Annotated in this window: 21 protein-coding genes and 1 tRNA gene; 13 read left to right on the top strand and 9 right to left on the bottom strand. The window is 57.1% G+C overall.

Going from position 1 to position 26,004, the window contains the following annotated elements; translation table 11 throughout:
• Positions 1-3: 3 nt before the first annotated feature.
• Positions 4-738 carry a DNA/RNA nuclease SfsA gene (gene sfsA, locus PQU98_RS03240; protein WP_272743440.1) on the bottom strand — a complete coding sequence of 245 codons (735 nt, stop codon included), beginning with the start codon at positions 736-738 and terminating at the stop codon, positions 4-6.
• Between the two features lie 51 nt (positions 739-789).
• Here sfsA and PQU98_RS03235 point away from each other — a divergent pair, with 51 nt between their 5' ends.
• The 3 genes from PQU98_RS03235 to PQU98_RS03225 all read left to right on the top strand — a co-directional run bounded on the left by PQU98_RS03235 (position 790) and on the right by PQU98_RS03225 (position 3,326).
• Positions 790-1,602 (top strand): competence/damage-inducible protein A, encoded by an 813-nt coding sequence (locus PQU98_RS03235; protein WP_272743439.1) that lies wholly within the window; start codon positions 790-792, stop codon positions 1,600-1,602.
• 19 nt (positions 1,603-1,621) lie between these two features.
• Positions 1,622-3,100: a M20/M25/M40 family metallo-hydrolase gene (locus tag PQU98_RS03230; protein WP_272743438.1), complete on the top strand. Its 1,479-nt coding sequence runs from the start codon at positions 1,622-1,624 to the stop codon at positions 3,098-3,100.
• A gap of 139 nt (positions 3,101-3,239) precedes the next feature.
• A tRNA-Leu gene (locus tag PQU98_RS03225) sits at positions 3,240-3,326 on the top strand.
• Between the two features lie 290 nt (positions 3,327-3,616).
• On the opposite strand, the gene PQU98_RS03220 is transcribed toward PQU98_RS03225, so the two are convergent.
• A complete protein-coding gene (locus PQU98_RS03220) occupies positions 3,617-4,390 on the bottom strand; it encodes a PhoH family protein (RefSeq protein WP_272743437.1) in 774 nt (257 codons plus the stop codon).
• Positions 4,391-4,806: 416 nt separating this feature from the next.
• On the opposite strand from PQU98_RS03220, the gene PQU98_RS03215 reads away from it, so the two are divergent.
• Together PQU98_RS03215 and PQU98_RS03210 are read left to right on the top strand one after the other, a co-directional pair.
• Positions 4,807-5,334: a gamma carbonic anhydrase family protein gene (locus tag PQU98_RS03215; RefSeq protein ID WP_272743436.1), complete on the top strand. Its 528-nt coding sequence runs from the start codon at positions 4,807-4,809 to the stop codon at positions 5,332-5,334.
• 76 nt (positions 5,335-5,410) lie between these two features.
• Entirely contained in the window at positions 5,411-5,821 is a 411-nt protein-coding gene (locus PQU98_RS03210; protein WP_272743435.1) for a TFIIB-type zinc ribbon-containing protein, read from the top strand.
• A gap of 171 nt (positions 5,822-5,992) precedes the next feature.
• On the opposite strand, the gene rnhA is transcribed toward PQU98_RS03210, so the two are convergent.
• Positions 5,993-6,454, bottom strand: coding sequence for a ribonuclease HI (gene rnhA / locus PQU98_RS03205; protein WP_272744482.1), 462 nt, complete (start codon positions 6,452-6,454; stop codon positions 5,993-5,995).
• A complete protein-coding gene (gene ispH, locus PQU98_RS03200; protein WP_272743434.1) occupies positions 6,451-7,413 on the bottom strand; it encodes a 4-hydroxy-3-methylbut-2-enyl diphosphate reductase in 963 nt (320 codons plus the stop codon). Before ispH ends, rnhA begins: the two co-directional genes overlap by 4 nt.
• A gap of 296 nt (positions 7,414-7,709) precedes the next feature.
• On the opposite strand from ispH, the gene PQU98_RS03195 reads away from it, so the two are divergent.
• Both PQU98_RS03195 and argS read left to right on the top strand, forming a co-directional pair.
• Complete coding sequence (locus PQU98_RS03195) at positions 7,710-8,399, top strand: Tat pathway signal sequence domain protein (RefSeq protein WP_272743433.1); 690 nt, start codon at positions 7,710-7,712, stop codon at positions 8,397-8,399.
• A gap of 75 nt (positions 8,400-8,474) precedes the next feature.
• Complete coding sequence (argS, locus tag PQU98_RS03190; RefSeq protein ID WP_272743432.1) at positions 8,475-10,271, top strand: arginine--tRNA ligase; 1,797 nt, start codon at positions 8,475-8,477, stop codon at positions 10,269-10,271.
• A gap of 74 nt (positions 10,272-10,345) precedes the next feature.
• On the opposite strand, the gene PQU98_RS03185 is transcribed toward argS, so the two are convergent.
• Complete coding sequence (locus PQU98_RS03185) at positions 10,346-11,662, bottom strand: AmpG family muropeptide MFS transporter (protein WP_272743431.1); 1,317 nt, start codon at positions 11,660-11,662, stop codon at positions 10,346-10,348.
• Between the two features lie 147 nt (positions 11,663-11,809).
• On the opposite strand from PQU98_RS03185, the gene PQU98_RS03180 reads away from it, so the two are divergent.
• The 5 genes from PQU98_RS03180 (at position 11,810) to PQU98_RS03160 (ending at position 19,798) form a co-directional block, all read left to right on the top strand.
• Positions 11,810-12,730 carry a glycine--tRNA ligase subunit alpha gene (locus PQU98_RS03180; RefSeq protein WP_272743430.1) on the top strand — a complete coding sequence of 307 codons (921 nt, stop codon included), beginning with the start codon at positions 11,810-11,812 and terminating at the stop codon, positions 12,728-12,730.
• A gap of 22 nt (positions 12,731-12,752) precedes the next feature.
• The gene (gene glyS, locus PQU98_RS03175) at positions 12,753-15,035 is read left to right on the top strand and encodes a glycine--tRNA ligase subunit beta (protein WP_272743429.1); all 2,283 of its coding nucleotides are present in this window, start codon (positions 12,753-12,755) and stop codon (positions 15,033-15,035) included.
• Between the two features lie 339 nt (positions 15,036-15,374).
• The gene (ppdK, locus tag PQU98_RS03170; protein WP_272743428.1) at positions 15,375-18,038 is read left to right on the top strand and encodes a pyruvate, phosphate dikinase; all 2,664 of its coding nucleotides are present in this window, start codon (positions 15,375-15,377) and stop codon (positions 18,036-18,038) included.
• 234 nt (positions 18,039-18,272) lie between these two features.
• On the top strand, positions 18,273-18,953 hold the full coding sequence (locus PQU98_RS03165) for a hypothetical protein (protein WP_272743427.1): 681 nt from the start codon (positions 18,273-18,275) through the stop codon (positions 18,951-18,953).
• Positions 18,954-19,066: 113 nt separating this feature from the next.
• Positions 19,067-19,798: a helix-hairpin-helix domain-containing protein gene (locus tag PQU98_RS03160; RefSeq protein WP_272743426.1), complete on the top strand. Its 732-nt coding sequence runs from the start codon at positions 19,067-19,069 to the stop codon at positions 19,796-19,798.
• Between the two features lie 128 nt (positions 19,799-19,926).
• On the opposite strand, the gene PQU98_RS03155 is transcribed toward PQU98_RS03160, so the two are convergent.
• Both PQU98_RS03155 and PQU98_RS03150 read right to left on the bottom strand, forming a co-directional pair.
• Positions 19,927-20,892 carry an NUDIX hydrolase gene (locus tag PQU98_RS03155; RefSeq protein ID WP_272743425.1) on the bottom strand — a complete coding sequence of 322 codons (966 nt, stop codon included), beginning with the start codon at positions 20,890-20,892 and terminating at the stop codon, positions 19,927-19,929.
• A 22-nt stretch (positions 20,893-20,914) separates the two neighbouring features.
• On the bottom strand, positions 20,915-21,532 hold the full coding sequence (locus PQU98_RS03150; RefSeq protein WP_272743424.1) for an HD domain-containing protein: 618 nt from the start codon (positions 21,530-21,532) through the stop codon (positions 20,915-20,917).
• 126 nt (positions 21,533-21,658) lie between these two features.
• Here PQU98_RS03150 and PQU98_RS03145 point away from each other — a divergent pair, with 126 nt between their 5' ends.
• Positions 21,659-22,492 carry a universal stress protein gene (locus tag PQU98_RS03145; RefSeq protein ID WP_272743423.1) on the top strand — a complete coding sequence of 278 codons (834 nt, stop codon included), beginning with the start codon at positions 21,659-21,661 and terminating at the stop codon, positions 22,490-22,492.
• Here the strand turns inward: PQU98_RS03145 and PQU98_RS03140 are convergent.
• Together PQU98_RS03140 and PQU98_RS03135 are read right to left on the bottom strand one after the other, a co-directional pair.
• The gene (locus PQU98_RS03140) at positions 22,470-24,107 is read right to left on the bottom strand and encodes a tetratricopeptide repeat protein (protein ID WP_272743422.1); all 1,638 of its coding nucleotides are present in this window, start codon (positions 24,105-24,107) and stop codon (positions 22,470-22,472) included. The genes PQU98_RS03145 and PQU98_RS03140 overlap by 23 nt on opposite strands.
• The gene (locus PQU98_RS03135; RefSeq protein WP_272743421.1) at positions 24,104-25,939 is read right to left on the bottom strand and encodes a tetratricopeptide repeat protein; all 1,836 of its coding nucleotides are present in this window, start codon (positions 25,937-25,939) and stop codon (positions 24,104-24,106) included. Before PQU98_RS03135 ends, PQU98_RS03140 begins: the two co-directional genes overlap by 4 nt.
• Positions 25,940-26,004 lie beyond the last annotated feature (65 nt).

The raw sequence follows: 26,004 nt of genomic DNA, 5'->3' as shown, positions 1-26,004 counted from the left end.
AGGCTACAGGATTTCCAGCGTTCGCTTAAAACTGAGGCCGTTTTCATCAAAACCAAAGCTTAAGGCGATGATCTCCACTCCCGCTGCACGGGCGGTGCGGTAGGCGGCGGCGAATTTCGGATCAAGGTCAGCGCAGGCATCAAAGCGATCAACATCGTCGCGCTGAACACAAAAGACGACGACCGCACGGTATCCGGCGGCGACCATATCGATCAGTTCATAAAGGTGTTTGGCACCGCGCTCGGTCACGCAATCAGGAAATTCTGCCAGACCCGATGTGCGCGACAAGTGGACGTTTTTCACCTCGACATAGGCGTCGGCAAATGACGGATGATCCTCCAGCTTAAGGTCGATGCGGGAATTGTGGCCATACCTGACTTCGGGCCGGATAACCGGATAGCCGCTCAAAGACGAAACAAGTCCCGCGATAATCGCTTCCTTGATCAGCATATTAGGCCAGCCGGTATTGACACCCACCCATTGATCACCTTCTTTCAGGGCCTCCAGCCGGTATTTCAGCTTGGCCTTCGGGTTCTTTGATTCGGTAATCAGGGCGGGCGTATCCTCAACCAAAAGCCCCAACATCTTGCCCGGATTAGGGCAATGGGCGGTGACGATCTCGCCCGATTCCAGCCTTATGTCGGCAAAGAAGCGTTTGTATCTTGACACCAATCGCCCTTTTATGAGCCCATCCACGCGATGTTCAAAAGGGGTAGTTTGTATGTGGCCCGATGACATGATCGACACGTATTTCCTGTATGGTTCATACGTCCATAAGGAGCCCGGCGCATGACGGTCAATGCCCAAAATTCAATCCATGATGCCAATCCGACGGCGGCTATTGTTATCATTGGCGATGAAATCCTGTCGGGGCGGACGCAGGACACCAATGTCAACACCATCGCCAAGTTTTTAGGATCGTTGGGGATCGACCTGATGGAAGTGCGCATGGTTCATGACGATGAAGCCCAGGTGGTGCGTACCCTAAACGCTTTGCGGACTGAGTACGACTATGTGTTCACGACCGGCGGCATTGGCCCGACCCATGATGATATTACCGCCGATTGTGTCGCCAAGGCGTTTGGACTGCCGATTGCCGAGCGGGCCGATGCCTTACAGGTACTGATCGACCGCTATGGCGGGCTGGATAAGCTCAATGTCAACAGCCGCCGTATGGCGCGCGTACCGGAAGGGGCCAGTTTGATCCTTAATCCGGTATCGGGGGCACCGGGGTTTCAGCTTGACAATGTCTTTGTCATGGCTGGTGTGCCGCGCATCATGGCGGGAATGCTGAATGATCTGCCGCACCGCCTGCGTCAGGGCCGTCAGGTTTTGTCGCGCACGCTCAAGGCTCACTATGTGCCGGAAAGTCTGGCCGCCGATATACTGACAGAACTTGACAGGGCTTACAGCGATCTTAGCCTCGGCAGCTATCCCTACGGCATGTTCCCCGACGCGTTCGGCACGCAACTGGTGATCCGCGGGCGTAATAAGGACAGTCTGGATGAAGCGTTTGATCGTCTGATTGCGGGGATGAATGATGTGGTGGACAAGGCAAAACTGCGCTTCCCCGAAGCAACGTTTGAAGAAATTACAGCGTAAAACCTATTTGAGAGTGACGATGAGAACGAAAACTGTGTGTGTGTCGGCCCTGATGGGGCTATCTTTGATCGCTATGGCCGCATCGCCTGTGGTGGCGCAGAGCAAGGCCAAAAAGGTGGAACAGGTAAGGCCTGATATCAAGCTGGCGCCCGAAGTCGAGGCGGCCAAACTGCGCGATGCGGCGCTGAAATCTAATGAGGCCTATGAATTTGTCTCGCAACTGACGACCCGGTTTGGCGCCCGTCCGGCAGGGTCTGAGTCTGAGCGCAATTCGGCGGTCTGGGCCGCCGAAGAACTCAAAAAAATGGGCTTTGACACTGTCCGCATCGATACGTTCCCGCTAGCGCTGTGGGAGCGCGGCGCCGAAGGGCTGGAGATCACCGGCCCGTTCGCCCAAAAAATGGTAGTCACGGCGCTGGGCGGATCGGGGGCGACGCCGCCCGAAGGCGTTACGGGCGAAGCGGCTATTTTTGAGACCTATCAGGATTTCACGACCTCAACCGCTGATCTGAGGGGTAAGATTGTCGTTATTCTGCAACCGACGGTGCGTACCCAAACCGGTGTCGGCTATGGCGTAGGTTCAGGCTCCATGCGTCGTCAGGGGCCGGAATCGGCCAAGGCACGTGGCGCGATCGGCTACGTCATGCGCTCATTAGGCACCGAAGATCACCGCTTTGCGCACACCGGTGCGACTCGGTTCTTAGGGGACGAGGGCCTGCCGGCGCTGGCGATTTCCCCCCCCGATGCCGAGCAATTTGAGCGCTTGCTGAAGCTGCAACGCGAAGGCAAGGCCGGGCCGCTGCGGCTGAAACTACTGTCGACACCTAAATTTCTGGGCAATGGCACGTCACAGAACGTTGTCGCTGAAATCAAAGGCCGGACTCGCCCAAGCGAGATCATCACCATCGGCGGGCACCTCGATAGCTGGGATCTGGGCACCGGGGCGATCGATGACGGGGCCGGTGTGGCCATCACTATGGCGGCGGCCAAGGTCATGATTGATAACAAAATGCGCCCTGAACGCACCGTCCGCGTCGTGTTCTGGGGTTCCGAAGAGGTTTCCCAACCAAACGATAAGGGCCTGTCGGGGGCTGTGGCCTATGCTGAAAAATATGCGATTGCCGGATCAGGTGAAACCCACATCGCCGCCGCCGAATCCGATTTCGGTGCCGATGTCGTCTATAGCCTCAACCTGCCCAAAGCCAGTGATGAGACATTTAAAGCGACACTCGGCAATGTGTTGTTTCCCTTGAATATCTATGCCGATCGCGCAGACTCTACCGGCGGCGGGCCGGACACCGGGCCTTTGAAAACCAAGGGAGTCCCCGTATTCAGCCTTCAGCAAAACGGCACAGATTATTTCGATGTCCACCACACGGTCGATGATGTGCTTGATCGCATCGACCCGAAAAAAATGGATCAGAATGTCGCCGCCTGGGCCGCTACGGTCTGGATGATCGCCAATACCAGCGTCACCTTCGCGCCGAACCCTAAGTAGCCGCAATTTGGGCCAAGATCGGGGCCAAGAACAGAGAACGTGTTGATAATCTCGGCAAACCTTTCCCGCTTTATCCATTTGACGCGCATTTAGTCTCGACGCCGCCATGCCCCTTAAGTATAAGGGCCGCTGGTTTTAAGCGGGCGTGGCGGAATCGGTAGACGCAACGGACTTAAAATCCGTCGGGAGCAATCCCATGCCGGTTCGAGTCCGGCCGCCCGCACCATTTCGGCAAAGCCGAAATGCTCTTTGGTTTTGCGCTCAGCTCACCTTCGTTCGCCTTGGCGCCGCGCGGGCTGCGCGCCTCAATGGCGCTAGTCGCTTCGCTCCTGTTATGCTCACGCTTATGTTCGCAGCACGCCAAGATTGGCGCGCGGTTTGCTCACCGCTCCGCGGGGGCGGCGAACGATCGCCGACGCCCGGTCGGGCGCTGTTGTTTCTGCTGTGCTGTCTACATAAAAAAGCGGCCGGAATGACCGGCCGCTTAAATGGGTACGCAACTTTGTTTTTATAAACTCAGAGTACGCCAAGCATCTGGGCGACCAGTGGATGGCGGACGATATCGCGATCAGCCAGACGCACAACCTTAATGGTCTCAACCGCCTCGAACTTATCAGCGACATCGGCCAGTCCTGACAGGCCGGGCAGCAGGTCGGACTGCTGCGGATCGCCGGTCACGACCATCGTTGAGTTCCAGCCCAGACGGGTCAGTAGCATCTTAAGCTGGGTATAGGTGCAGTTCTGGGCTTCATCTATGACCACAAAGGCATTGTTGAGGGTACGCCCGCGCATGAACCCGACGGGGGCGATCTCGATCAGCCCTTCCTGCATCAGGGCCTTGACGCGCTTCATGCTGAGGCGGTCGGTCAGGGCGTCATAGAGGGGACGCAGGTACGGCGCCAACTTGTCTTCCATGTCTCCCGGCAGATAGCCGATCGATTCACCGGCATCGACCGCCGGCCGTGACAGGACGATCCGACCGACCTGACCGGCCTCAAGCGCTTCGACTGCTTTTGCTATGGCCAGATAGGTCTTACCCGTGCCTGCGGGGCCGAGCGCCAGCACCAGATTCTTTTCATCAATAGCGCTGATGAGGGCGGCCTGACCGTCCGACTTGGGCTTGATGGTTTTGACATAGGACTGATCACGGTCCTCGTTGGCCCCCATAGGCGACCAGCTACCATGATTGACATGGATACGGCGGACTTTTGCATCAGGGGTGGCAAAAGCTTCCGTATCCAACTGGCCTTCGCGTAAGAAACGTTTGGCAGTGCGCTTGGTCATAATCATGGCTCCTTTAAGGGCATAAAAAAAGACGAGACCCGAAAAGGCTCGTCTGCGGCAAATGTATCAGGGAGGAGGGCGAGGCGGTGTGAAAGTCACGGGCCTCATACGCAGTGGGTGGTGGTGCGGGCGGCGGCGTGAAGCGCGAGTCAGACCCAAGTGCCGCCGGGGCGGAGATCGGGGGGCTGACAGATGACGCAACCTTAAAAGCCACTTTGAGAACCTCAGTCAAAAGACAGGAACATTTTGGGTCTTTAGTCGCAGATGGCCTATGGTAAACCAAACTGCCGGGCGTTGTTCTAACGTCGTACACTCACGCTAACAGATTCGCTGAGTCTCGTTACCGGGAAGTTAATTTTATTGCGTGCGCGAAAGATCAAAGGCTGTGGATAGTTTTTGCCACACTGTAAGGGGATGCCGAAATGGGCCTGTATCGTCTGGGTGATAAATCCCCTAAGTTACCGGATAATCAGCGCTTTTGGGTGGCGCCGGGCGCTCAGGTGATTGGCGATGTCCATGTGGGGGAAGATGTCAGCATCTGGTTTAATGCTGTGGTGCGGGCCGATAATGAGCCGCTCATCATCAGGGCGCGCACCAATGTTCAGGACGGATCAGTGCTGCATTCCGACCCCGGCTCGCCTTTGAGCATAGGTGAGGGGGTAACGATCGGTCATAAGGTCATGCTGCACGGCTGCACGATCGGGGATAACAGCTTGATTGGGATAGGTGCGGTGGTGCTCAATCGTGCCGTGATCGGCAAAAACTCGATCGTCGGGGCCGGGGCGCTGGTGCCGGAAGGCAAGGTCTATCCCGACGGGGTGCTGCTGCTGGGGCAGCCGGCGCGGGTAGTGCGCGAACTGACACCAGGACAGATAGAGGGGCTTAAAGGATCGGCGGCGCACTATATCGCCAATTGGCAGAGATTTAAGGCCGATATGGCCGAGATTTAGCGACCTGCCGCCTTGACATATCGGTTTGAGACCCAATCTCAAATAGATATGCCAAGTTCAAAAAGGGTTTTTCATAATGTCCGATCTACGCTGTCCCGTCTGCCAGAGTGCGTTTCGCGAAGTTTTGCGTGAAGGGATTCTGATTGATGTCTGCACTCAATGCCGGGGTGTGTGGCTGGATCGCGGGGAACTGGACAAACTGCTGGAACTGGCCCGCGGGGGTGATGAGGCGGCTCCGGCCCCGCAGGAGCAGCGGGCCTATCGGGATAATCCGCCGCCGCAACAGCCTCAACCCCAGTATCGTCAACCGGAGCCGCGCTATGAGCAGCCGCGTTACCGCGATGACGACGATGATTACCGCCGCCGCGAGCACTACGGTAAGGACAAGTATTACAAAAAAGACGACGACTATTACGTCGATAAATACGGCAATAAGCGCAAAAAGAAATCCAAACTCGAAGGCATCATGGACATCTTCGATTTCTAGCGAAGAATTCTCTCATTTTATAAAGCTGCTTAGCGTAGAGAGGCACTCCACTTTGAGTGCCAATCCCCCTCCGTCTGATCGCTTCGCTCTCAGCCACGGCACGGGCCGCCCCGCTCCCCACGCAAGCGTAGGGAGGAGAATATAGAGAACCATCTTGACAGTCTTCACCAACTAACGGGTCAAGGGAGCTTGCTCCCTTGCCGCCTCTATGATCCCGCGATTGGCTAACTGGTCGGCGCGTTCATTATATTCATGACCGGCGTGGCCCTTGACCCAGTGCCAGTGGATTTTGTGGCGCTGGCGGGCGGCATCGAGGCGCTTCCAAAGATCTTCGTTCTTGACCGGCTTTTTGTCAGCGGTTTTCCAGCCGCGTGCCTTCCAGCCGTGAATCCATTCCTTGATGCCCTTAAGGACGTACTGGCTGTCGGCGTGAAGCTCGATTTCGCAGGGCTCTTTCAGGGTCTCCAGCGCCATGATCACCGCCATCAACTCCATGCGGTTGTTGGTGGTCTCGGCTTCATAGCCATAGAGGTCTTTTTCGTGCGGGCCGAACATCAGCACAGCGCCCCAGCCGCCCTTGCCCGGATTACCCTTGCAGGCCCCGTCGGTATAGATCGTGACTTTTTTCATCAGACTTCAGTGAGCACGCGCGGCAGTTTGAAGGTCACCGTCTCCTGTACGCCATTGCTTTCGATCACCTCGGCGTCATAGACATCGCCAATGGCCCTGATCAGGTCGGAGATCAGGTTTTCAGGAGCTGACGCCCCCGCCGATACGCCCACGGTTTTAACCCCCTCAAACCACGACCAGTCTATGTGGCTGGCGTCGTCGATCAGGTGGGCGGCCCTGGCGCCGCCGCGTAGGGCGACCTCCACAAGGCGCTGGGAGTTGGACGACGCCTTGGAGCCGATCACCAGAAACAGATCGCAATCGGCGCTGACGTTTTTGACGGCGTCCTGCCGGTTGGTGGTGGCGTAGCAGATATCTTCTTTGTGGGGTACGGCAATGTCGGGAAACCGGCTTTTTAGGATGCCGACAATCTCAGAGGTATCATCGACCGACAGGGTCGTCTGGGTGACAAATGCCAGATTTTTCGGATCAACCGGCGTGAACACGCGGGCTTCGTCGGCGGTTTCTATCAGGCGAACCACGCCGTCCGGAAGCTGTCCCATAGTGCCGACGACTTCGGGGTGGCCGGCGTGACCGATCAGGATAATTTCGCGCCCCTCACGGTGGTGGCGTTCAGCCTCGACATGGACCTTGGACACCAGCGGACAGGTGGCGTCGAGAAAGAACATCTTGCGGTTCTGGGCGGCGGCGGGCACTGATTTAGGTACGCCATGAGCCGAAAATACCACGGGGCGATCAGTCGGGCACTGATCCAGTTCCTTGACGAACACCGCGCCCAAGGCTTTCAGCCGGTCAACCACATGCTTATTATGCACGATTTCGTGGCGCACATAGACCGGTGCGCCATAAAGTTCGATGGCGCGCTCAACAATCTGAATGGCACGATCAACCCCGGCGCAAAAACCGCGCGGTGTGGCCAAATAAACTTTCAGGGGCGATTTGGAGGCAGCAAGGTTCGACATGGGGTCAACATAAGGGCTTATGGGCGCTTTGGCTATGGCGGCCTGCAAACATATCTGCCGTGATTTGGCCTTTATCCCGCTTTAAATACCAGACTGCGCGGTGTAGAACCGCTTCGTTGGTATTCATCTCTTCAGCTCAATCGCCGCATGGCTCCTCGCAAAGCTCGGGCGGCCAGTCGGCCTTGCCAAGCGTCATAAGTCTAACGTCATGACGCTTGGTGTAAAAACTCTATACAATCGCTCAGGGCTTGGCTATGCCTTGAGCCAGATCATAATTTTAGGGGCGCACACGCCATATGTCGCTGATTTCGTCTATTCCTTTGCGTCAATTATTAGCCGGCATGGCTTTGGCGGCGGTGGCCTTAAGCGCTGTGCCGACCGACAGCTTTGCGCAACAACGCCGCGGTGACCGCGATTCGGGCCGTGAAAACACCGAAAAGTCTGCCGCCGATAAGGAAAAAGACCGCGAAGAATGGGAAGGCCGCGATCTGCGCCTTGATAAACGCCGCGCTGACGGCCCGTGCCCATTCGTTAAGGTGCTTTATGATGCCGCCCGCTATCAGGATTTTCAGGATGGCAAGGTGGCTACCGCCTCTGTCAAATGGACGGGTGAAATCAACGGCGTGGTGTCCGACTGTGCTTACAAAGGCGGCGATCCGATCGAGCTTGAGATGATGATCGGCTTTTCGCTGGGCCGTGGCCCGGCGGCCGAGGGCAATCGCAATAATTACCGCTATTGGGTGGCCGTAACCGATAAGGATCAGGCTGTGCTGGCCAAAAAATACTTCGATCTGCCGGTAACTTTTGGCACAGATCAGAGCCGCGTTGATGTGGCCACCAAACTTGAAAACATCGTGATCCCGCGGGCGGCCGCGACCGTGGCGGGGTCTAACTTTGAGGTTTTGGTCGGTTTTGACGTGACGCCGGAAATGGCTGAGTTTAACCGCGACGGCAAACGCTTCCGTTATGTGAGCGCAGGCCAGTAAGTTTTACGGTTAAAATTAATGACTTTTCAGGACGCTTCCGGTATCGGAGCGTCCTGATTTGTTTTAGGTGCCAAGATGACTGATCTGAAAGCCGAAGCCTTTAGGGGCTCGCAAGACTTCAAAACCGTGCTTGGCGATTTGACCGCCGGTGCCTTCGTGCGTGAAGGGTTTGAGGCGCGTTTTGGGCAGGTCAATGTCTCCGACCGGCCCGATCTGGCCGATTTCCAGTGTAACGGTGCGCTGGCCGTGGCCAAGGCCGCCAAGGCCAATCCGCGTGAGGTAGCAACGAAGATCACCGGACATTTGAGTGGGGATGCCCATATCAAGTCTCTGGAGATTGCTGGCCCTGGATTTCTGAATTTCGTGGTTTCTGACAACGCCTTGAGTGATCGCGCCAATGCTTTGCGTGAAGACGAGCGGCTGGGGGCATCAATCGTTGATACGCGCCGTAAGGTCATTATCGATTACGGCGGCCCCAATGTCGCTAAGCCCATGCACGTCGGCCATCTGCGCACGGCGGTGATCGGCGAAAGCCTGAAACGCATCTTCCGTTTTATGGGCGATGAGGTTATCGGCGATGCCCACTTTGGCGACTGGGGCTATCAGATGGGGCTGCTGATTACAGCCGTGTCCGATGAGCAGCCCGATCTGCCCTATTTCGATGCGGACTTTGCGGGAGAATATCCGGCGCAATCGCCGGTCAGTTTGTCTGATTTGGAACGCCTTTATCCGCTGGCGTCCGGTAAGGGCAAGGAAGACCCTGAATATCGCGACCGGGCCCGTAAAGCGACCAAGGAATTGCAGGATGGTCGCAAGGGCTATCGTGCCCTGTGGCAGCACTTTGTGACCGTCAGCCGCGAAGCTTTGATCCGTGATTATGGCGCGCTGGGGGTTGAGTTTGATCTGTGGTACGGTGAATCCGACGCTGATCCTTATGTGGCGCCGATGGTTGAAGAATTGACCGCCAAAGGGCTGGTCGTGCCGGATCAGGGGGCGCAGATCATCCGTGTGGCGCGTGAGGATGACAAATCCGAAATCCCGCCGATGCTGGTGGTATCTTCCGAAGGCTCGGCCATGTACGGCACGACCGATCTGGCGACGATTAAACAGCGCAAGGTCGAATTTGCGCCGGATCTGGTGCTCTATTGCGTCGATCAGCGTCAGGCGACCCACTTTGTGCAGGTCTTCCGCGCGGCCTATCTGGGCGGCTATGCGGTTGAAGGGCAGCTGGAACACGCCGCCAACGGTACGGTCAACGGCCCCGACGGCAAGCCGTTTAAGACCCGCGAAGGTGGGGTTCTGAAGCTCTATGACCTGATCGACAGTGCGCTGGACAAGGCCAAAATCCGTCTTAATGAGGCTGGTCTGGGCAAGGATCTGTCTGAGGCCGATTTCGCCGACACCGCCCATAAGGTCGCCATTGCGGCGTTGAAATTTGCCGAACTGTCCAATCACCGTCTGACCAACTATATCTTTGATCTTGATCGCTTTATGAGCTTTGAGGGCAAGACCGGGCCGTACCTGCTGTATCAGACCGTGCGCATGAAATCGATCCTGCGCAAAGCCGCCGATCAGGGCGTGAACGCGGCTGTCGTGACGGTAACCGAACCGGCCGAGCGTGAACTTGTATTGCTGCTGGATGGGTTTGATAGCGCGTTAAAAGAAAGCTACCTGAAACGCGCGCCCAATATTCTGGCGGATCATGTCTATCGTCTGGCCCAGACCTTTTCCAAGTTCTACGCCGCCTGTCCGGTGCTGATTGCCGAAGATGATGCCACCAAATCCTCGCGTCTGGCACTGGTCGATCTGACGCTTAAGCAACTCGAAAAAGGCCTTGATTTAATGGGGTTAACCGCACCGGAGCAAATGTAGCGCTCAAGCAGCGAAGCGGTAGCGCAAAAAGATAAGCAGGGGCAAGCTCCCTTAACCCGGAACTTGGAGCAGGCTTACGAGGTCGCGGGTTTAATGGCTTGCGTCCGCGCCAGCCACAAACAGCACAGCATGGCCGGTATGCCCATCAAGGCCGTGCCGATAAAAAACGCCTGATAGGCTCCGAACAGGCCCAGATCCGGCGTCAGGCTATCGACAATCTGACCGGCAAAGCCTTTGAGCAGTTTGCCGCTGAAATCGGCCACTGAATAGAGCAGGGCATAGTGCGTCAGCGAAAATTCCCGCACGCACAGCCGCGTCAGAAAGGCCACGAACGCCGCCTCGGCCACGCCATTGGCAATGTTATCGACGAACAGCGTGGCCCCGAACACATTCAAATTGCCGGGGTAGCTCGCCATAACCGCAAAACAGATGTTGGACAATGGCCCGACCAGCGCCCCGATCCAGAACGCCCGTACCACCCCGATCCCCAGAATCAACGCGCCGCCAATGGCAATCCCTACGAATGAGGCCGCAAGGCCCACGGTTGATCGCATAGCGGCGATTTCGGTGTTACTGATGCCGGTGTCATTATAAAGCGGCAGGGCGACCGGCCCGATCAGATAATCCGGCAAACGGTAAAGCCCGACGGTGATGAGTATCAACACGGCGGCCTTGCCATGCGTGCCGAAAAAGCTTTTCAGCGGATCAACATAAAGACTTTTGATGGTTTTACGCTCAGCGTGGATCATCCCGTCATCTACTGGACGCGGGGCCATCAGGGTGGCGGCAATACCTATGATCATGGTGGCCGCCAGCATGAAGAACGCGGCGGGCCAGCCCCAATGCTCGGCCGGAATCAGGATCAAACTGCCGCTGATCAGAACCGCGATTTTATAGCCAAAGGCATAAAAGGCCGGATTGAGCGCCTCATCAGCCTCGGTTCGCGTTTGCTCAATCCGCCAACCGTCGATGGCCGCGTTCTGTGACGCCGACGAAAAGGCCACCAACGCTGCCGAGGTAATAAACCAGCCCAGTCCGCCGCTGGGGCCGATCGCGGCCATAAGGCACAGGCCTGCCACGACGCCCAACTGAGCGAGTAGCATATAGGATCGCCGCTGCCCCAACAGGCGATGCAATAAAGGCAGGCGCACCTTATCCATTACCGGCGCCCACAGGAATTTCAGGCCGTAAATAAGGCTGACCCACTGCACGAAACTGGCAATCGTCAGGCTCTGGCCGTCCTGACGCAGCCATAATCCCAGCGTTGTGCCGGTCAGCAAAAACGGCAGGCCTGCCGAAAACCCGAACGCCAACATCAGCCAGGCGGAGGCGCGTTTCAGGGCGTCAAGCACGGGCGCGAGGCGGGTATGGGCAGCAGAGATCGCGGACATGGGGCAAATTCCGGTGGTGCGCCCTCAGCAAAGCCGATTCTGTCCGAAAACAACAGGTTTTCATGAGCGGGTGCCGATAAAGCGCTTCACAGGTCAGGGCGCAGCCTCTATGTTCCGGCCATTATCAGTAAGAGCTGACCTTGGATCATGACTGCAAAATCTGCCGAACCGTTAAGTTTTCAGGACCTTATCCTCACCCTTCATGCCTATTGGAGTAAGCAGGGCTGCGCGATTCTCCAGCCCTATGATGTCGAGGTCGGGGCGGGGACGCTTCATCCGGCGACGGTTTTGCGTGCCCTTGGTAAAAAGCCGTGGAAAGCTGCCTATGTGCAGCCGTCGCGCCGCCCGGTTGATGGTCGTTATGGTGAAAACCCTAATCGTTTGCAGCACTATTACCAGTATCAGGTCATCCTGAAACCCAATCCTGACAACCTTCAGGAGCTTTATCTGGGCTCGTTGAAGGCTATCGGTCTTGATCCCGATCTTCACGATATCCGCTTTGTTGAGGATGACTGGGAAAACCCGACCGTCGGGGCCTGGGGCCTGGGCTGGGAAGTGTGGTGTGACGGCATGGAAGTCACGCAATATACCTATTTCCAAGGCGTTGGCGGTATCGAAGTCGATGTGGTGTCGGGCGAACTGACCTACGGCCTGGAGCGTCTGGCTATGTATGTGCAGAACGTCGATAACGTCTATGACCTGAAATTCAACAATGCCGGTACGACCTACGGCGATGTGTTTAAGGAGCAGGAGCGCCAGTTCTCGGCCTTTAACTTTGAGGCCTCGGATGTTGACACCTTAAAGCGCCAGTTTGAGGACATGGAGCGTAATGTCACGCGCATCCTGAATACGGAAAATTCACTGGGCTATAAGCTGGTCCTGCCGGCCTATGATCATGTGCTGAAGGCGTCGCACCTGTTTAACCTGATGGATGCGCGCGGGGCGATCGCTGTGGCCGAGCGTCAATCCTATATCGGCCGCATCCGTGACCTGTGTAAGGCCTGTGCGCTCGAATGGGCCGCACAGGAAGAGGCACGCAATGATGCCGCGCCCATCCCCAGCCTTTAAGATTTCAGATTAAGAACGTACCATGCCTCAACTATTGATCGAGCTGTTTTCCGAAGAAATTCCCGCCCGTATGCAACTGGGTGCGGCGCGTGATTTCGAGCGCTTGTTTGACGCAAAGCTTAAAGCTTCTGGTCTTAGCTATGAGACGATCAAGTCCTATGTCGGGCCGCGCCGGTTGGCGCTGCATATCGAAGGTCTGCCGCTGGAGCAGGCGGCGGTATCCGAAGAGGTCAAGGGGCCGCGCGAAGGCGCGCCACCGCAGGCGCTGGAAGGTTTCCTGCGCAAGACCGGTTTGACCATTGATAAGCTGGTCATTGAAAACGGTATCTATATCGCCCGGATTGAGAAGGCGGCCCGCAAGACGACCGAGGTTCTGGGCGCAATCCTTGAGGACGTGATCCTGAACTTCCCGTGGCCGAAATCGATGCGGTCGGGCACGTCGACCTTCCGCTGGGTGCGGCCATTAAAGCGCATTATTTTTCTGTTTAACGGCAAGGTCATTCCGTTTGAACTGGAAGGGATCACGGCGTCCAATATCACCGAAGGTCACCGGTTCTTAGGCTCGAAAAAGCCGATCAAGGTTTCCGATTTCGACAGCTATAAGAATGGCTTATTGGAAAATTTTGTCATTCTGGATCATTATGAACGCCAGAATGTGATCCTGTCGAAGGCGCGTGAGGCCTGCACCAAGGCGGGCCTGACGCTGATGGATGATCAGGGCTTGCTGGAAGAGGTGGCGGGCCTGAGCGAATGGCCGACGCCGCTGCTCGGCAATATGGACCCGAAGTTCCTGACCCTGCCGCCGGAGGTCATCAAGACGTCGATGAAGACTCACCAGAAATATTTTGCGGTCAAGGATAACAAAACTGGGAACATGGCGGCTAACTTTGTGGTCGTCTCCAATATGGCAGCGGCTGATGGTGGCGAAGAAATCAAGCGCGGCAATGCCAAGGTCTTGTCGGCGCGGTTGTCGGACGGGGTGTTCTTCTGGTCGGAGGATAACCGCGCCGGTAATTTCGACGCCTGGCTGGAAAAGCTGAAAGGTGTGACCTTCCACGCCAAACTGGGCACGCTTTATGAGCGGGTGCAACGGCTTAAGCTGATCGCCGAAGATATCGCCCCTCTAATGCGCGCCGATGTGACGGCGTCAGGTGAGGCAGCACGTCTGGCCAAGGCCGATCTGGCCTCCTACATGGTTGGGGAGTTTCCGGAACTTCAAGGGGTTATGGGCGGATATTACAGTGTCGCCGCAGGTCATCGCCCGGAGATCTCTGAGGCTGTGCGCGACCATTATAAGCCGCAGGGGCCGTCCGACACAGTACCTGCCCATGTGGTGGCGGCGACCGTGGCTTTGGCGGATAAGATTGATACTCTGGTCGGCTTCTTTGCCATTGATGAAAAGCCGACAGGCTCGAAAGATCCCTATGCGCTGCGCCGGGCCGCCCTTGGGGTGCTGCGCATCCTGCGTGAGCATTGCGTGCGGGCATCTTTAAGCGATCTGGTCGAAGCCTGGTATAAATCAACATTGACTTATGCCAATGCTGACCGCGCGGTTCATGTCGATACGGAGAACTGGCGCGGATCGGCCGGGCCACGCTGGGCGCAAGGGACGACGGACACCTATGAGAACTATCTGCGCGATTTCAAACAGGGCCTGCTGGAAAGCCAGATTTGGGTAGTGCCGAATACGCGCGACTATGATCTGGATATCCTGTTTGAGCATGTCACCAACAAGCAGGATATTAAGGACGCGGTATTGACCTTCCGGCCGTTTGAGGTCGTGAAGGCTGAGTTCCTTGAGTTTTTCGCTGATCGTCTCAAGGTGCAATTACGCGACGAAGGGGTTCGGTTTGACCTGATCGACGCCGTGTTTGCGCTGAAAGACGATGATGTCATCCGCATGATCGAACGCATCCGCGCGCTTGAATCCATCATTGATACACCTGAAGGGCAGGATGTTCTGGCGCTCTATAAACGTGTGGCCAATATCCTCAATGCCGAAGCTAAAAAGGGCGAACTGCCAAGCGGACATGCCCGTATCATGTCAGGGGCGCCGGAGGTTGAAACCGACCTGATCGCGCGCATGTCAGGTGTAGGCGCCACGGTGCGTCAGCATATCGAGGGCGAGGCTTATCTTGAGGCTCTCAAAGCGCTGTCGACTTTGCGCGGCGCAGTTGATGCCTTCCTTGACGGGGTGCTGGTCAATGCCGAAGATGCGTCGGTCCGGCAGAACCGTCTGGCCTTGCTTCAGGATATTCGCGGACTGGTTGAAAGCGTGGCGGACCTGTCAAAGGTTACCCAGTAATCGAATTTTTATGATGCAGCCGCTTAAGCTTGACCCGCCATATCTGTGGCGGGTTGGCGGCAGTGAAAAAATATGTTGTAATTACTTATTCAAAGATAACGGGTTTTAGGATTATATCGCCAAACTATGCGCAATTTTTGCAACGCAACGCATATCGAGTCAGTTTAAGGCGTAATTTTTATAAATGAGTAGTCCGGATGCTTCATTCCGGCACAACGGCAGCGAATAAATACTACAAATGATCCTGTGCTCAAGCGGGACGTTTAATACATCAACTTGGTCAGACAAGTTGCCACGGGCGTGTTTTTAAACCTGTGGCAAGGCAAAAAAGGGAATATCATGTCACATCACTGGGTTTATGCCTTCAAGGCGGGGACAGCCGACGGCAATGCCGGTATGAAAAATCTTCTCGGCGGTAAGGGGGCCAACCTCGCTGAGATGTCGTCGCTGGGCTTACCGGTGCCGCCGGGCTTTACCATCACGACCGAGGCCTGCGTCCACTACTATAAGAACAGCCAGACCTTCCCTGAGGGGCTGGAGGCCGAGGTGGCCGGGGCGCTGAAGCGGCTTGAGGCGACGACCGGCAAGGGCTTTGGCAGCGTCGATAATCCGCTGCTGGTATCGGTTCGCTCCGGCGCGCGGGCGTCCATGCCGGGCATGATGGACACGGTTCTGAACCTTGGCCTGAACGATGAGACGATTGACGGGCTGGCCAAGCTGACCGGCGATCGCCGCTTTGCGCTGGATTGCTACCGCCGGTTTATAACCATGTATTCCAACGTGGTGCTGGGCGTGTCGCACCACGGTTTTGAAGATATTCTGGATGATCACAAAGACCGCTTAGGCATCACGATCGACACCGACCTGACGGCTGATGACTGGACGCGGGTGATTGCCGATTACAAGGCCAAGGTTAAAGCCGATCTGGGCCACGACTTCCCGCAGGACCCGCAGGATCAGCTCTGGGGCGCGGTTAAGGCCGTGTTCGGATCGTGGATGAACGATCGGGCCAAGTTCTATCGCAAGATGCACGATATCCCCGAAGACTGGGGTACGGCAGTCAATATCCAGTCGATGGTGTTTGGCAATATGGGCGACACTTCGGCCACGGGGGTTGCCTTTACGCGCAATCCGTCGAACGGCGATGCCAATCTTTATGGCGAGTTCCTGCTGAACGCGCAGGGCGAAGACGTGGTGGCGGGGATCCGCACGCCGCAAGCCCTGACAAAGCGTGCCCGCGAAGAAATGGGCGACCGTCAGCCGTCGATGCAGGAAGCTCTGCCGGAGGTGTTTGCGCAGTTTGAAACGACCGTTGAGACGCTGGAGAAGCACTACCGCGACGTTCAGGATGTGGAGTTTACGGTTGAGCAGGGCAAGCTGTTCATGCTGCAAACCCGCAACGCCAAGCGCACCTCAAAGGCGGCACTCAAGATCGCGGTTGATATGGCGCGCGAGGGCCTGATCACGCCGCAGGAAGCGCTGATGCGTATTGAGCCGTCGAGCTTTGATCAGTTGCTGCACCCGATGCTCGACCCCAAGGCTGAGCGGACCATTATTGCCAAGGGGCTGCCGGCATCGCCGGGGGCGGCTTCGGGCAAGATCGTGTTCACGGCGGATGACGCGGTGCGTCTGGCGGCGGCGGGCGAGGAAGTGATCCTTGTTCGCGATGAAACCTCACCTGAGGATATCCACGGTATGCACGCAGCCAAAGCCATTGTTACGGCACGCGGCGGCATGACCTCGCACGCGGCGGTTGTGGCGCGCGGTATGGGGCGTCCGTGTGTGTCAGGCGCTGGCGAATTGCAAATATATACCGAGCGTGGGGAGTTTTCGGCGCGTGGTCAGACGTTCAAGTACGGCGATATCGTCACGCTTGATGGCTCGATCGGTGAAATCTACAAAGGCTCGATCCGCATGATCGAACCGGAGTTTTCCGACGACTTCCATCAGATCATGAAATGGGCCGATGAGTTCCGTACCCTCAAGGTTCTGGCCAATGCCGAAACGCCGGCCGATGCCAACACCGCTAAGGGCTTTGGCGCAGAAGGGATCGGCCTGTGCCGGACCGAGCACATGTTCTTTGACGATGAGCGCATCACCGCCGTGAGGGAAATGATTCTGGCTGATGACGAAGCTGGCCGTCGTAAGGCGCTCGCCAAGATCCAGCCGATGCAAAAGGCCGATTTTGTCGAGCTTTTGTCGATCATGGACGGTCTGCCGGTGACGATCCGTCTGCTCGATCCGCCGCTGCATGAATTCCTGCCGCACACACCGGAAGACATCAAGCATGTGGCCGAAGTGACTGAAGTGTCTGAGGAAAAGCTTTATAAGCGTACCAAGGAACTGTCGGAAACCAACCCGATGCTGGGCTGGCGTGGTTGCCGTCTGGGGATCACCTTCCCGGAAATCTATGAGAGCCAGCTTCGTGCGCTGTTTGAGGCGGCCTGTGATCTGGTCAAGCAGGGCAAATCGCCCAAGCCTGACATCATGCACCCGCTGGTGGCCACCAAGGAAGAAATGGCCAAGCTGACGGCCATGACCCATGCCATTGCGCGCGAAGTGATTACCGCTTCGGGGGTGGCTCTGGAATACAAGGTCGGCACCATGATCGAACTGCCGCGTGCGGCGTTGCAGGCGGACCGGCTGGCGGAAACGGCTGAGTTCTTCTCCTTCGGAACCAACGATCTGACCCAGACGACGTTCGGCATCAGCCGTGACGATTCGGGCCGCTTCCTCAACCCGTACATCGAAGCCGGTATCTTTGAGAAAGATCCGTTCGTCAGTCTGGATCAGGACGGCGTTGGCGCGCTGATCAAAATCGCGGCAGAGAAGGGTAAAGCCACCCGCGCTGATATCAAGCTTGGTATCTGCGGTGAACACGGCGGCGATCCGGCTTCGATTGAGTTCTGCCATAAGGTTGGGCTGAACTACGTGTCCTGTTCACCTTATCGTGTGCCAGTCGCCCGTCTGGCCGCAGCACAGGCAGCGATCAAGAACGCTTAAAAAGTACAGTTTACCCCCTCATTCATTTGAGGGGGCCTCAAATGAAGGCTCCCCCTGCAACAGGGGGAGTTCTTTTTTGCGTGGCCCATTTACCATAGCTGCCAAAAGACGTTCGCGCCGCTGGGGTAAAGTCTGGAAAATTACGCATCCCTGCCGCAAAGGTCAGTTGTTTTGTCACAGGTTTGGCCCTACATCATTAGGGTTAACGACGCGCGGACATAATACGGGGGTTATATGTCATCACTTAAGGTCTGGGGGCTGGGGCTGATCGCCATGAGTATCATGGGCGCTTTTGGCGTGCGTGAGCGGCTGATCGCGATTGAGACCGGTATCCGGACGCAGGTTGACGAGGCGCTCAAGGCCGAGGGTATTGATGATGTCGATGCCGTGGTCGACGGGCAGGCGGTAACCCTGAAACTGAAAGACGGGGCGACACCGCCCGATGGTCGCCAGAGGCTGCGCGATGCCAAATCGGTGGTCATGAGCCTCGATAACGGTCTTCCGGGTAACTATACCGATGTTAATCTGCCTGAGGTTGGGCCGCAGCGCTTAAGCCTGAAAGGGCAGGGCGGGCCGATATTCGGGCCGGTGACGCGGGTAACCCTGACGCCGGTCTCCGTTCGCGATCATGCACCGGCGGTCATGACTGCGACTGACGAAGCGGCGGCTGAGGTGACGACCGAAGCCTTACCGGCGGCGACCGGACGGGTCGCGACCGTGGTGACACAGGACGCGCCTCATCCGGCCCACAGGGCTGTGTCGGCGGCGGATGTGGCCACGGATACCTATGGCCCGGCCCCTAAAAAGCCTGTTGTGCCCGCCTATATGCAGGATTTGCCGCCCAGCCAGAACAAGGGCAAGGTCATGACAACCGACTATCACGGTGACGATGTGACGTCGCCGGGCAATTCTTAGGGGGGGCGGGGATGCTTTATCTGATTTCGGAATTACGCTGGTTTATCGTGGGGGCCGTCATGATCGGCTTCCTGACCGGCTTTCTGGCGCGTAAGGCCAGGTAGGGGGATGTGATGCAGGTCATGATGTTGCAGGCGGCGGTCTTATGCCTCATCGGTTTTGCGCTGGGGGGCGGTATTGGCTGGCTGGTGGGCGGTTTGGATAAGGCCACCCAAAAAACCGGTCAAACAACTGGCCAAAAAGCCGGAAAATCCCAGCCGGTGGCAAAACCGTTTGTGGCCCATAACTGGGACTGGGAAACACCGGCTAAGGCCGAGCCCGAAATGCAGATCGTTGCAGAACCTGTGGCTGAACCCGTTCGGGCGGCCGCACCGGTTGTGGCTTTGTTTGAAGCCCCGTCTGCCGCGCAAGTGTTTGAACAACAGGTCTCTACGCCGGTGGCCTCACCCACCAGCGTGCCGGAAGTGGCCGTAGAAACCGAAGTGGCTTACGAAGATCGCAGTGATCGCGCCAGAATCGCAACTCCCGTATCAACTTTGGCGGTTATGACACCGGATAGTGTTGAGGCGGCAGTGGTACAGGCGGGTACGGGGCTTGAGCCTATGCGGTTGTCGACCTCACAGGGCCATGCTGACGACCTGCATATCATTTCCGGTATCAGCCCGGCTCTGGAAAAGACGCTGAATGTCTTGGGGATTTACCACTTCTGGCAGGTTGCAAGCTGGACCCCGGAAAATGTCGCGTGGCTGGCTCACCGGATCGACAATGGCGACCGTATCGCGCGTGAAAACTGGATGGCGCAGGCTGCACGTTTACAGCAATCGCGTCTGGCGAAACTAGCGTAATGAAAATCCGTAAAAAGTCCTTCGCTGCGCTCAGTGTACTTTTTACGGGAAAAGATACGAAAAATCGGGTTTGAGGCGGCTCTGTGCCCGATTTTACTTTTATTCTTAAAAGATCATAAGCAACAAAGTTAGCGTAAGGTCGGCAGGCTCAGGCCCTGAGACGGACTGAAGCGGAACTGTTCGCGGTTATAGCTGTAAAGCTCGGCCGGTCGTCCGCCGGTATCATCCTTATAGACCCCAAGCGGCGTGACAAAGCCGGTGCGTTCCAGTGCGCGCCGGAAATTCTGTTTATGCAGGTTGAGGCCGGTAATGGCCTCAAGTGCGCGCTGCAACTCCAGCAGCGTAAATCGCTCCGGCATCAGTTCAAAAATCACCGGGCGATATTTGATCTTGCCACGCAGACGTGACAGTCCGGTGGCGATGATGCGGCGATGATCCGACATCATCTCATGACCGCCAGTGCGCGGGTCAGGCGCCTTGCCCTGATGGCGGTGGGCTTCGGGGATCAGGCCGGCGTCGTACAGCAATTCATAACGATCAAGCACGCGTTCTTCGTTCCAGTGATCGAAACCGGCGGGAAACAGGGTCTGAATGCGGATTTGCCGCACAGCCTGTTCCGAAGCCGGGGCGCTGGCCGCCCATTGATCAAGCGCTGGTTTTAACCGGCTGAGGCACGCGGGCGGCCCTTCGCGCCAGTCTTCCCACGGGAAGAGTTCGTTAAACGCCACCCATTCGGTTTTGAGGCCTGTATGAAAGGCCTTATCCGGCGTCAGGGCCAGATAGCCGAGCGATATAATTCGCTCAGCCTGTTGGTCCGCGACGGCGTGACCTTCGGTAATGACGGGAGCGTAGCGGCCATCATCGCCAAAGGTATAGAGCTGCTCGACATAGCCGATCGTAAAGCCGGTCTGTTCCGTCACAAAAGCCCGCAGCGCCAGATCAAAGGTGCGGTGATTATGGGGCAGAAACGGCCCCGACGGTAGCGCCAGTTGCGGCCCGTCGTTACGCAGGCCGTCATAGGGCAAACACAGGACATAGGCCTGATGGTCCCGAATGGTCACGACAACGGCGGAGAGTTCGATTACAAGCGACAAGTGCGATCCGTAGTTTGCCCCATCAGGCGTTCAGCATAGCACTAAGCTGGTTGAACCTGTCAATGAAACGGGTTTTGGCCGTCAGGCTGTCCCAGGGATGTAAGGCCAGATCATACCCCTCCGGCGGGTGGCCGAAAAAGGTTCGCGCCTCATCAGGTGTAAACCCGACCAGTTGCGTGGCCTCATAATAGGCGCAGGCATGGTCGGCCTGTTTGATCAAGACCTTGATCTCCTTGGGCATCAGGGCGGGCAGTCCAAAACGGATGTGAATGGCCTGCTCCAGATGGTCTTCAAAACGGCGGTAGTCAAAACCGAGGGCCGCTTTGAACGGCGATATCATGTCGCCGATGACGTATTCCGGCGCATCGTGCAGCAGGGCCATCAGCCGCCATTTGGCCTCAAGATCCGGCACGATATGGGCGCAGATATCTTCGACAATCAGGCTGTGTTGGGCGACGCTGAAACCATGATCGCCTAAAGTCTGACCGTTCCAGCGCGCAACCCGCGCCAGGCCCAGTGCTATATCTTCGATCTCAATATCAATGGCCGCCGGATCGAGCAGGTCGAGCCGGCGGCCGGACAACATGCGCTGCCATGCCCGCGGCGGTAATTTTGTAGCGGTTTTTCGGTTCTTGGTCATGTCAAGGTGCAGAGACGTGTTCGGGGAAATCGGTATATGGGGTGAAACTGTCGCATCGCCTTTTTAGGGCTAAAGGTTTATAATCGGAGCATAAAGTTGAAACTGTGCACATAAAAGGAGTTTGCTATGACAAATGCCAACACAGGTCACTCAGGCTGGGCCCGTATCAGCGTGCTCTTGTCCGGCGCAGAAGCCGAACGTGTACCGCTTGAGGTGGGGCTTGAGATCGCGAAATCCTTTGATGCACAGTTAAATACCCTGTTTGCGCCGCCCGATCCGGCCGAACTCGCCCCGTGGCTGGGCGAAGGCTTTATGGGCACGGTGCAGGTTACGGCTATGGAAAGCCTGAAGTCGGTGGCAGAGGAATCCGAAGCTTTGGCGCGCGCGCAGTTTGCGGCCCTCGATTATACCGCCAAGTCATTTTACAGCCTGAAGTCGCCGGTGTGGCAGGATCTGGCCTGTGAGACGCGCTTGTCGGATCTGATGGTGTTCGGTGCCGATAGCGCTAAAGGGCAGGGGCTATTGGCTGAGGCCTTTACGCAGGTCCTGATGGAAGAGCGCACCGGCGTGTTCATCGCCCGTCAGGCTCTGAATCTTTCGGGTACGGCAATTGTGGCGTGGGATGGTAAGGAGCCATCGTCGCGCGCCGCCCGCCGAGCGGTGCCGCTGCTGAAAAAGGCCGGTAAGGTTGTGATCATTGGCGCCCCGATCGGGGATCGTCCGGTCGATTTGAACCGTCTGGCCAATTATTACGCCGCGCACGGCATTACGGCTGAGGTTGAAGTTCTGCCTAAGGGCGGTGATGTTGTCGGCGCGCTGGTTGACGCCAATGTCCGCCATAATGCGGCGTTTATGGTGGCGGGTGCGTTTGGCCATTCACGCCTGCGCGAATTTGCCTTTGGCGGCACGACCCGCGCGCTGTTGCAGAACACAACGCTTAATCTCTATATGGCCCACTAATGAGGTTGGTCAGGGCCTGATCAACGCGGCCCATAACCTCATCCCATGAACTTAGGTCATGCGGCATAAAGGCGGTGGCAGCCGGATACCACGGATAGTGGCGCTCACCCATCTGAACCCAGTTGTTGGGCGAGGTGATGATCCATGTTCGGGCCCCGGCGGCGGCGGCGATATTGGTCGTGGCATTGGCCGGCCCCAGGGTCAGATCAAGGGCACAGGTGAGCGCGCACAGATCATCCAGATCGTCCTTAAGGTCGATATCGGGCGGCGTGATGATCTGGAGCCCGCGGGCGGCGGCCGCGTCCAGTTCGGCACGGGCATCGCCGTATTGCAGGGAAATGACGGTAATATCCTCTCGCCGCAGCAGAATTTCCCAGTCATCGAACGGCGAGTAATAGCGTTCGCGGATGATGTCGGTCTTTAAGCTTTTCCACAAAATGCCGACCTTGGGGCGGTCGTCGAGACGGTTTAGCCAGTTTTGCCAATGGCTGACCCTTGCTGGATCGGCCTTCAGATAGGCGTTATGTGCTGGAAACTGAGCCGGAGTGGGGCGGTAAGTCGCACAAAAATCCGCCATAAGCGCCCATTGGTCGATCGGCGTTTGGGCTTCAATGAAATCGTCAAACTGGCGGCTGATGCGGCCATCTTCGCGGCGGGTGCGGTGGGCATAGACATGAGCTTTTGGGAAGGAGCGCGCAAATAAGCTGCGAAGGCGCGGTTCGACCCCCAGACTGAGCAAGGCCTCATCACCCAGATCGCGAATAACATCAGGGATAAGCGTGCCAAACAGGATTTCATCACCCAGTCCCTGTTCCGCCGACACAAACAGACGCTGACCCGCCAGAGGCTGGCCGGTTTGCCAGCGCGGCGCGGTAAACGGGTAATGAACCTCCATCGCCGTGCCGGTTTTGTGGCGGGCTTCATATAGTGGCCAGGCGATATCGGTTTTTCCGGCACACAGGGCAATCTGAGCGGTCGTCAGGCGCACGCTGGCGATATTGGATGGATCGGAAAAGCCGTCGATACAGGCAAACAGATCATTCAGACTGCTGTTGAAATCGCCAAGTTCGGCATGGGCAATGCCTCTGTGGAAACGGGCCTGATGATTGTCCGCATCAAGGCGCAGAGCCTCATCGAAAAAGGTCAGGGCCGTCTGCGGATCGTTCTTCGCATTCACAACCGTACCCAGCACATTCCACAGTTCGCTGGTTTCAGGGTGGGCATCGAGCGCGATTTTAAGGCCATCGATAGCCGCGTCATATTTCATCTGCTGGCGCTGGCTGGCGGCCAGACCGGCGATCGCGGCGACATTATCCGGTTCGGCGTGTACCACAAAGCGGTACAGCTTTTCAGCCATGTCCATGTGGTCCAGCCGAAAGGCCAGCCGCGCCAGATCATGCACAATATCAGACGGCGGTGGTGACGGCAGGTGCGCCAGCAACGCCTGATAGGTACCAAAGGCTTCGGGCAGGCGGTTCTGCCGCTCCAGTGCTAGCGCCAGATAACGCCGCGCCTCGGTATCGTCGGGCTTTAGTGACAGACGTACCCGCGCCAGTGCCTCGACCTTGGGCCAATCTCCGGTGGCGATGCTGTCGGTTAGCGGATCGGGTATCATAGGGGCTGAATATGTGCCTTGGCCGGGATCAGGTCACATGTAAGGGCCTGTTTCATCTGACCCAGCGCATCTCCCCAGTCATTGAGTACGGCGGGCGCAAACACACGGGCGGTCGGATAGAACGGATAATGGTCGGTGCCGAGGCACAGCCAGGCACTTTTGAACGGCACAGACATCCAGATGGTGGCCCCTGCGGCGGCGGCGATATTGCTGGTGGCGTTGGAGGGGCCCATGACGGTATCAAGTGCGCAACACAAGGCGCACAGATCGTCGAGATCCTGCTTAAGGTCTATGCCTGGCGGGTTCCAGATGCGTAAGCCCGCCGCTTCGGCTTCAGCCAGTTCAGCGGTGACATCGCCGTATTGCAGATTGACGAAGTGAACGCCTTCGGTGGCGATGACCTCTTTCCAGGCCTCAAACGGCGAATAGTAGCGATCGCGGCGGGAGTGTTTAATTAATGATTTCCACAAGATACCCGCCTTGGGGCCTGTCCCCAGCTTTGCCAGTTCCGCCTGCCAGTAGGCAACGCGATCCGGATCAGGCGTCAGGAAAATATTGGCTGCCGGGAAATCATCCAGTGACCGGCGATAGCGCTTAAGCAAATCGCCCATCATCGCCCAGCCATCGATACTGTCCGCGTCGGTCAGGTCGGGGAACAGGCGCACCACCCGGCCTTTGTGCTTGGTGGTGTGATGTTTAATGACGGTGGCATTTGGGAATGAGCGCGCAAACAGGCTGACCAGGCGTGGCTCAACGGCAATGGTCAGCTTGCCCTCGGGGCCGATATCGCGGATCAGATCGGGCAGGAGCGAAGCAAACAGCACCTCATCCCCAAGCCCCTGTTCGGCAGACACAAAGATATGCTTACCCGCCACATCGGTATCGGGCGTCCATTTGGGCCGGTCGATCAGGAAGACGATTTTTTCGGTGGTGCCGTCTTTGACCCGGGCATCGTAGTAGTCCCAGGCCACATCGAAATTATTGAGCACGGCATTAATAAAGGCGATCGACAGGCGGCAGGTGTATAAATTGAGCGGATCATCAAACAGCGGTAAGGCGCGCATCAGATGCTCCAGCGCCTCCTCATAATGCCCCAAAAGCCCCAGGGCGTTGCCCAGATTATAGAGCGCATGGACGTGCCTGGGATCGAATTTCAAGGCTTCCTGATAAAATATGATCGAGGTGTCGACATCGCCCTGAGTGTTTACGACGGTGCCCAGAGCATTCCATAATTGGGCGTCTTGCGGGTTAAGCGTAATGGCGATGCGCAGAATTTCGATCGCCTCTTCGTATCGGCTGGCCTCACGCAGGGTGGTTGCCAGATTATTGGCCGCCTCGGTATTGCCGGGATCGAGCCGTAGCACGAAATTGAAAAACTTTTCCGCAATATCAAGATGTTCCATCCGCACGGCCAGACGGCCCAGATCATTAATGATCGGGATATTGTCAGGCAACAGCTTCAGGCCTGCTTCATAGCAGGCAAACGCGCCGGCCATATCACCTGTTTTTTCACGGGCGATGGCCAGCACATGCCAGGCTTCGCCGCTTTTTTCATCGACCTCAAGCGCCTTGATGGCCTGCTCTGCACCGCCGTGCCAATCCGCTTTCTTCAGCGCTACGAGGGCGGCTTTTAGATAGGTCAGGGTCTGCACCTGACGGGAGCGGTTGGCGGCAAAATCAAGTCGGGCCAGCGCATCATTTGATCCGGCATCACCTAAAAGACTGGCGCTTGGGCGTGGATCAAAAGCCGGTCGAAAAACCGGAATGTCTGCGTCGGACGCCGAAGGCGTGGACAATATAAAAGGCATAGCACCAGATGAGCGCTTAACCATGACTAGCTCCGCAGGATTTGTCGTGGCAGTGTAGATATAAGGATTCGTGCAGTGACCGCCTATAA

The sequence above is a fragment of the Asticcacaulis machinosus genome, from assembly GCF_028550435.1.
Classification (GTDB): Bacteria; Pseudomonadota; Alphaproteobacteria; order Caulobacterales; family Caulobacteraceae; genus Asticcacaulis; species Asticcacaulis machinosus.
The sequence above is the reverse complement of the archived record's forward strand: the minus strand, read 5'-3'. Positions and strand labels throughout refer to the sequence as shown.

What these genes read in the sequence shown, in the direction of transcription:
- PQU98_RS03210 (WP_272743435.1), top strand. Translation starts at nt 5,411, where the DNA reads ATGTCCGATCTACGCTGTCCCGTCTGCCAGAGTGCGTTTCGCGAAGTT.
- PQU98_RS03135 (WP_272743421.1), bottom strand. Translation starts at nt 25,939, where the DNA reads ATGGTTAAGCGCTCATCTGGTGCTATGCCTTTTATATTGTCCACGCCT.
- PQU98_RS03220 (WP_272743437.1), bottom strand. Translation starts at nt 4,390, where the DNA reads ATGATTATGACCAAGCGCACTGCCAAACGTTTCTTACGCGAAGGCCAG.
- PQU98_RS03195 (WP_272743433.1), top strand. Translation starts at nt 7,710, where the DNA reads ATGTCGCTGATTTCGTCTATTCCTTTGCGTCAATTATTAGCCGGCATG.
- PQU98_RS03185 (WP_272743431.1), bottom strand. Translation starts at nt 11,662, where the DNA reads ATGTCCGCGATCTCTGCTGCCCATACCCGCCTCGCGCCCGTGCTTGAC.
- PQU98_RS03180 (WP_272743430.1), top strand. Translation starts at nt 11,810, where the DNA reads ATGACTGCAAAATCTGCCGAACCGTTAAGTTTTCAGGACCTTATCCTC.
- glyS (WP_272743429.1), top strand. Translation starts at nt 12,753, where the DNA reads ATGCCTCAACTATTGATCGAGCTGTTTTCCGAAGAAATTCCCGCCCGT.
- sfsA (WP_272743440.1), bottom strand. Translation starts at nt 738, where the DNA reads ATGTCATCGGGCCACATACAAACTACCCCTTTTGAACATCGCGTGGAT.
- PQU98_RS03160 (WP_272743426.1), top strand. Translation starts at nt 19,067, where the DNA reads ATGCAGGTCATGATGTTGCAGGCGGCGGTCTTATGCCTCATCGGTTTT.
- ppdK (WP_272743428.1), top strand. Translation starts at nt 15,375, where the DNA reads ATGTCACATCACTGGGTTTATGCCTTCAAGGCGGGGACAGCCGACGGC.
- PQU98_RS03230 (WP_272743438.1), top strand. Translation starts at nt 1,622, where the DNA reads ATGAGAACGAAAACTGTGTGTGTGTCGGCCCTGATGGGGCTATCTTTG.
- PQU98_RS03235 (WP_272743439.1), top strand. Translation starts at nt 790, where the DNA reads ATGACGGTCAATGCCCAAAATTCAATCCATGATGCCAATCCGACGGCG.
- argS (WP_272743432.1), top strand. Translation starts at nt 8,475, where the DNA reads ATGACTGATCTGAAAGCCGAAGCCTTTAGGGGCTCGCAAGACTTCAAA.
- PQU98_RS03215 (WP_272743436.1), top strand. Translation starts at nt 4,807, where the DNA reads ATGGGCCTGTATCGTCTGGGTGATAAATCCCCTAAGTTACCGGATAAT.
- PQU98_RS03165 (WP_272743427.1), top strand. Translation starts at nt 18,273, where the DNA reads ATGTCATCACTTAAGGTCTGGGGGCTGGGGCTGATCGCCATGAGTATC.
- PQU98_RS03140 (WP_272743422.1), bottom strand. Translation starts at nt 24,107, where the DNA reads ATGATACCCGATCCGCTAACCGACAGCATCGCCACCGGAGATTGGCCC.
- ispH (WP_272743434.1), bottom strand. Translation starts at nt 7,413, where the DNA reads ATGTCGAACCTTGCTGCCTCCAAATCGCCCCTGAAAGTTTATTTGGCC.
- PQU98_RS03150 (WP_272743424.1), bottom strand. Translation starts at nt 21,532, where the DNA reads ATGACCAAGAACCGAAAAACCGCTACAAAATTACCGCCGCGGGCATGG.
- PQU98_RS03145 (WP_272743423.1), top strand. Translation starts at nt 21,659, where the DNA reads ATGACAAATGCCAACACAGGTCACTCAGGCTGGGCCCGTATCAGCGTG.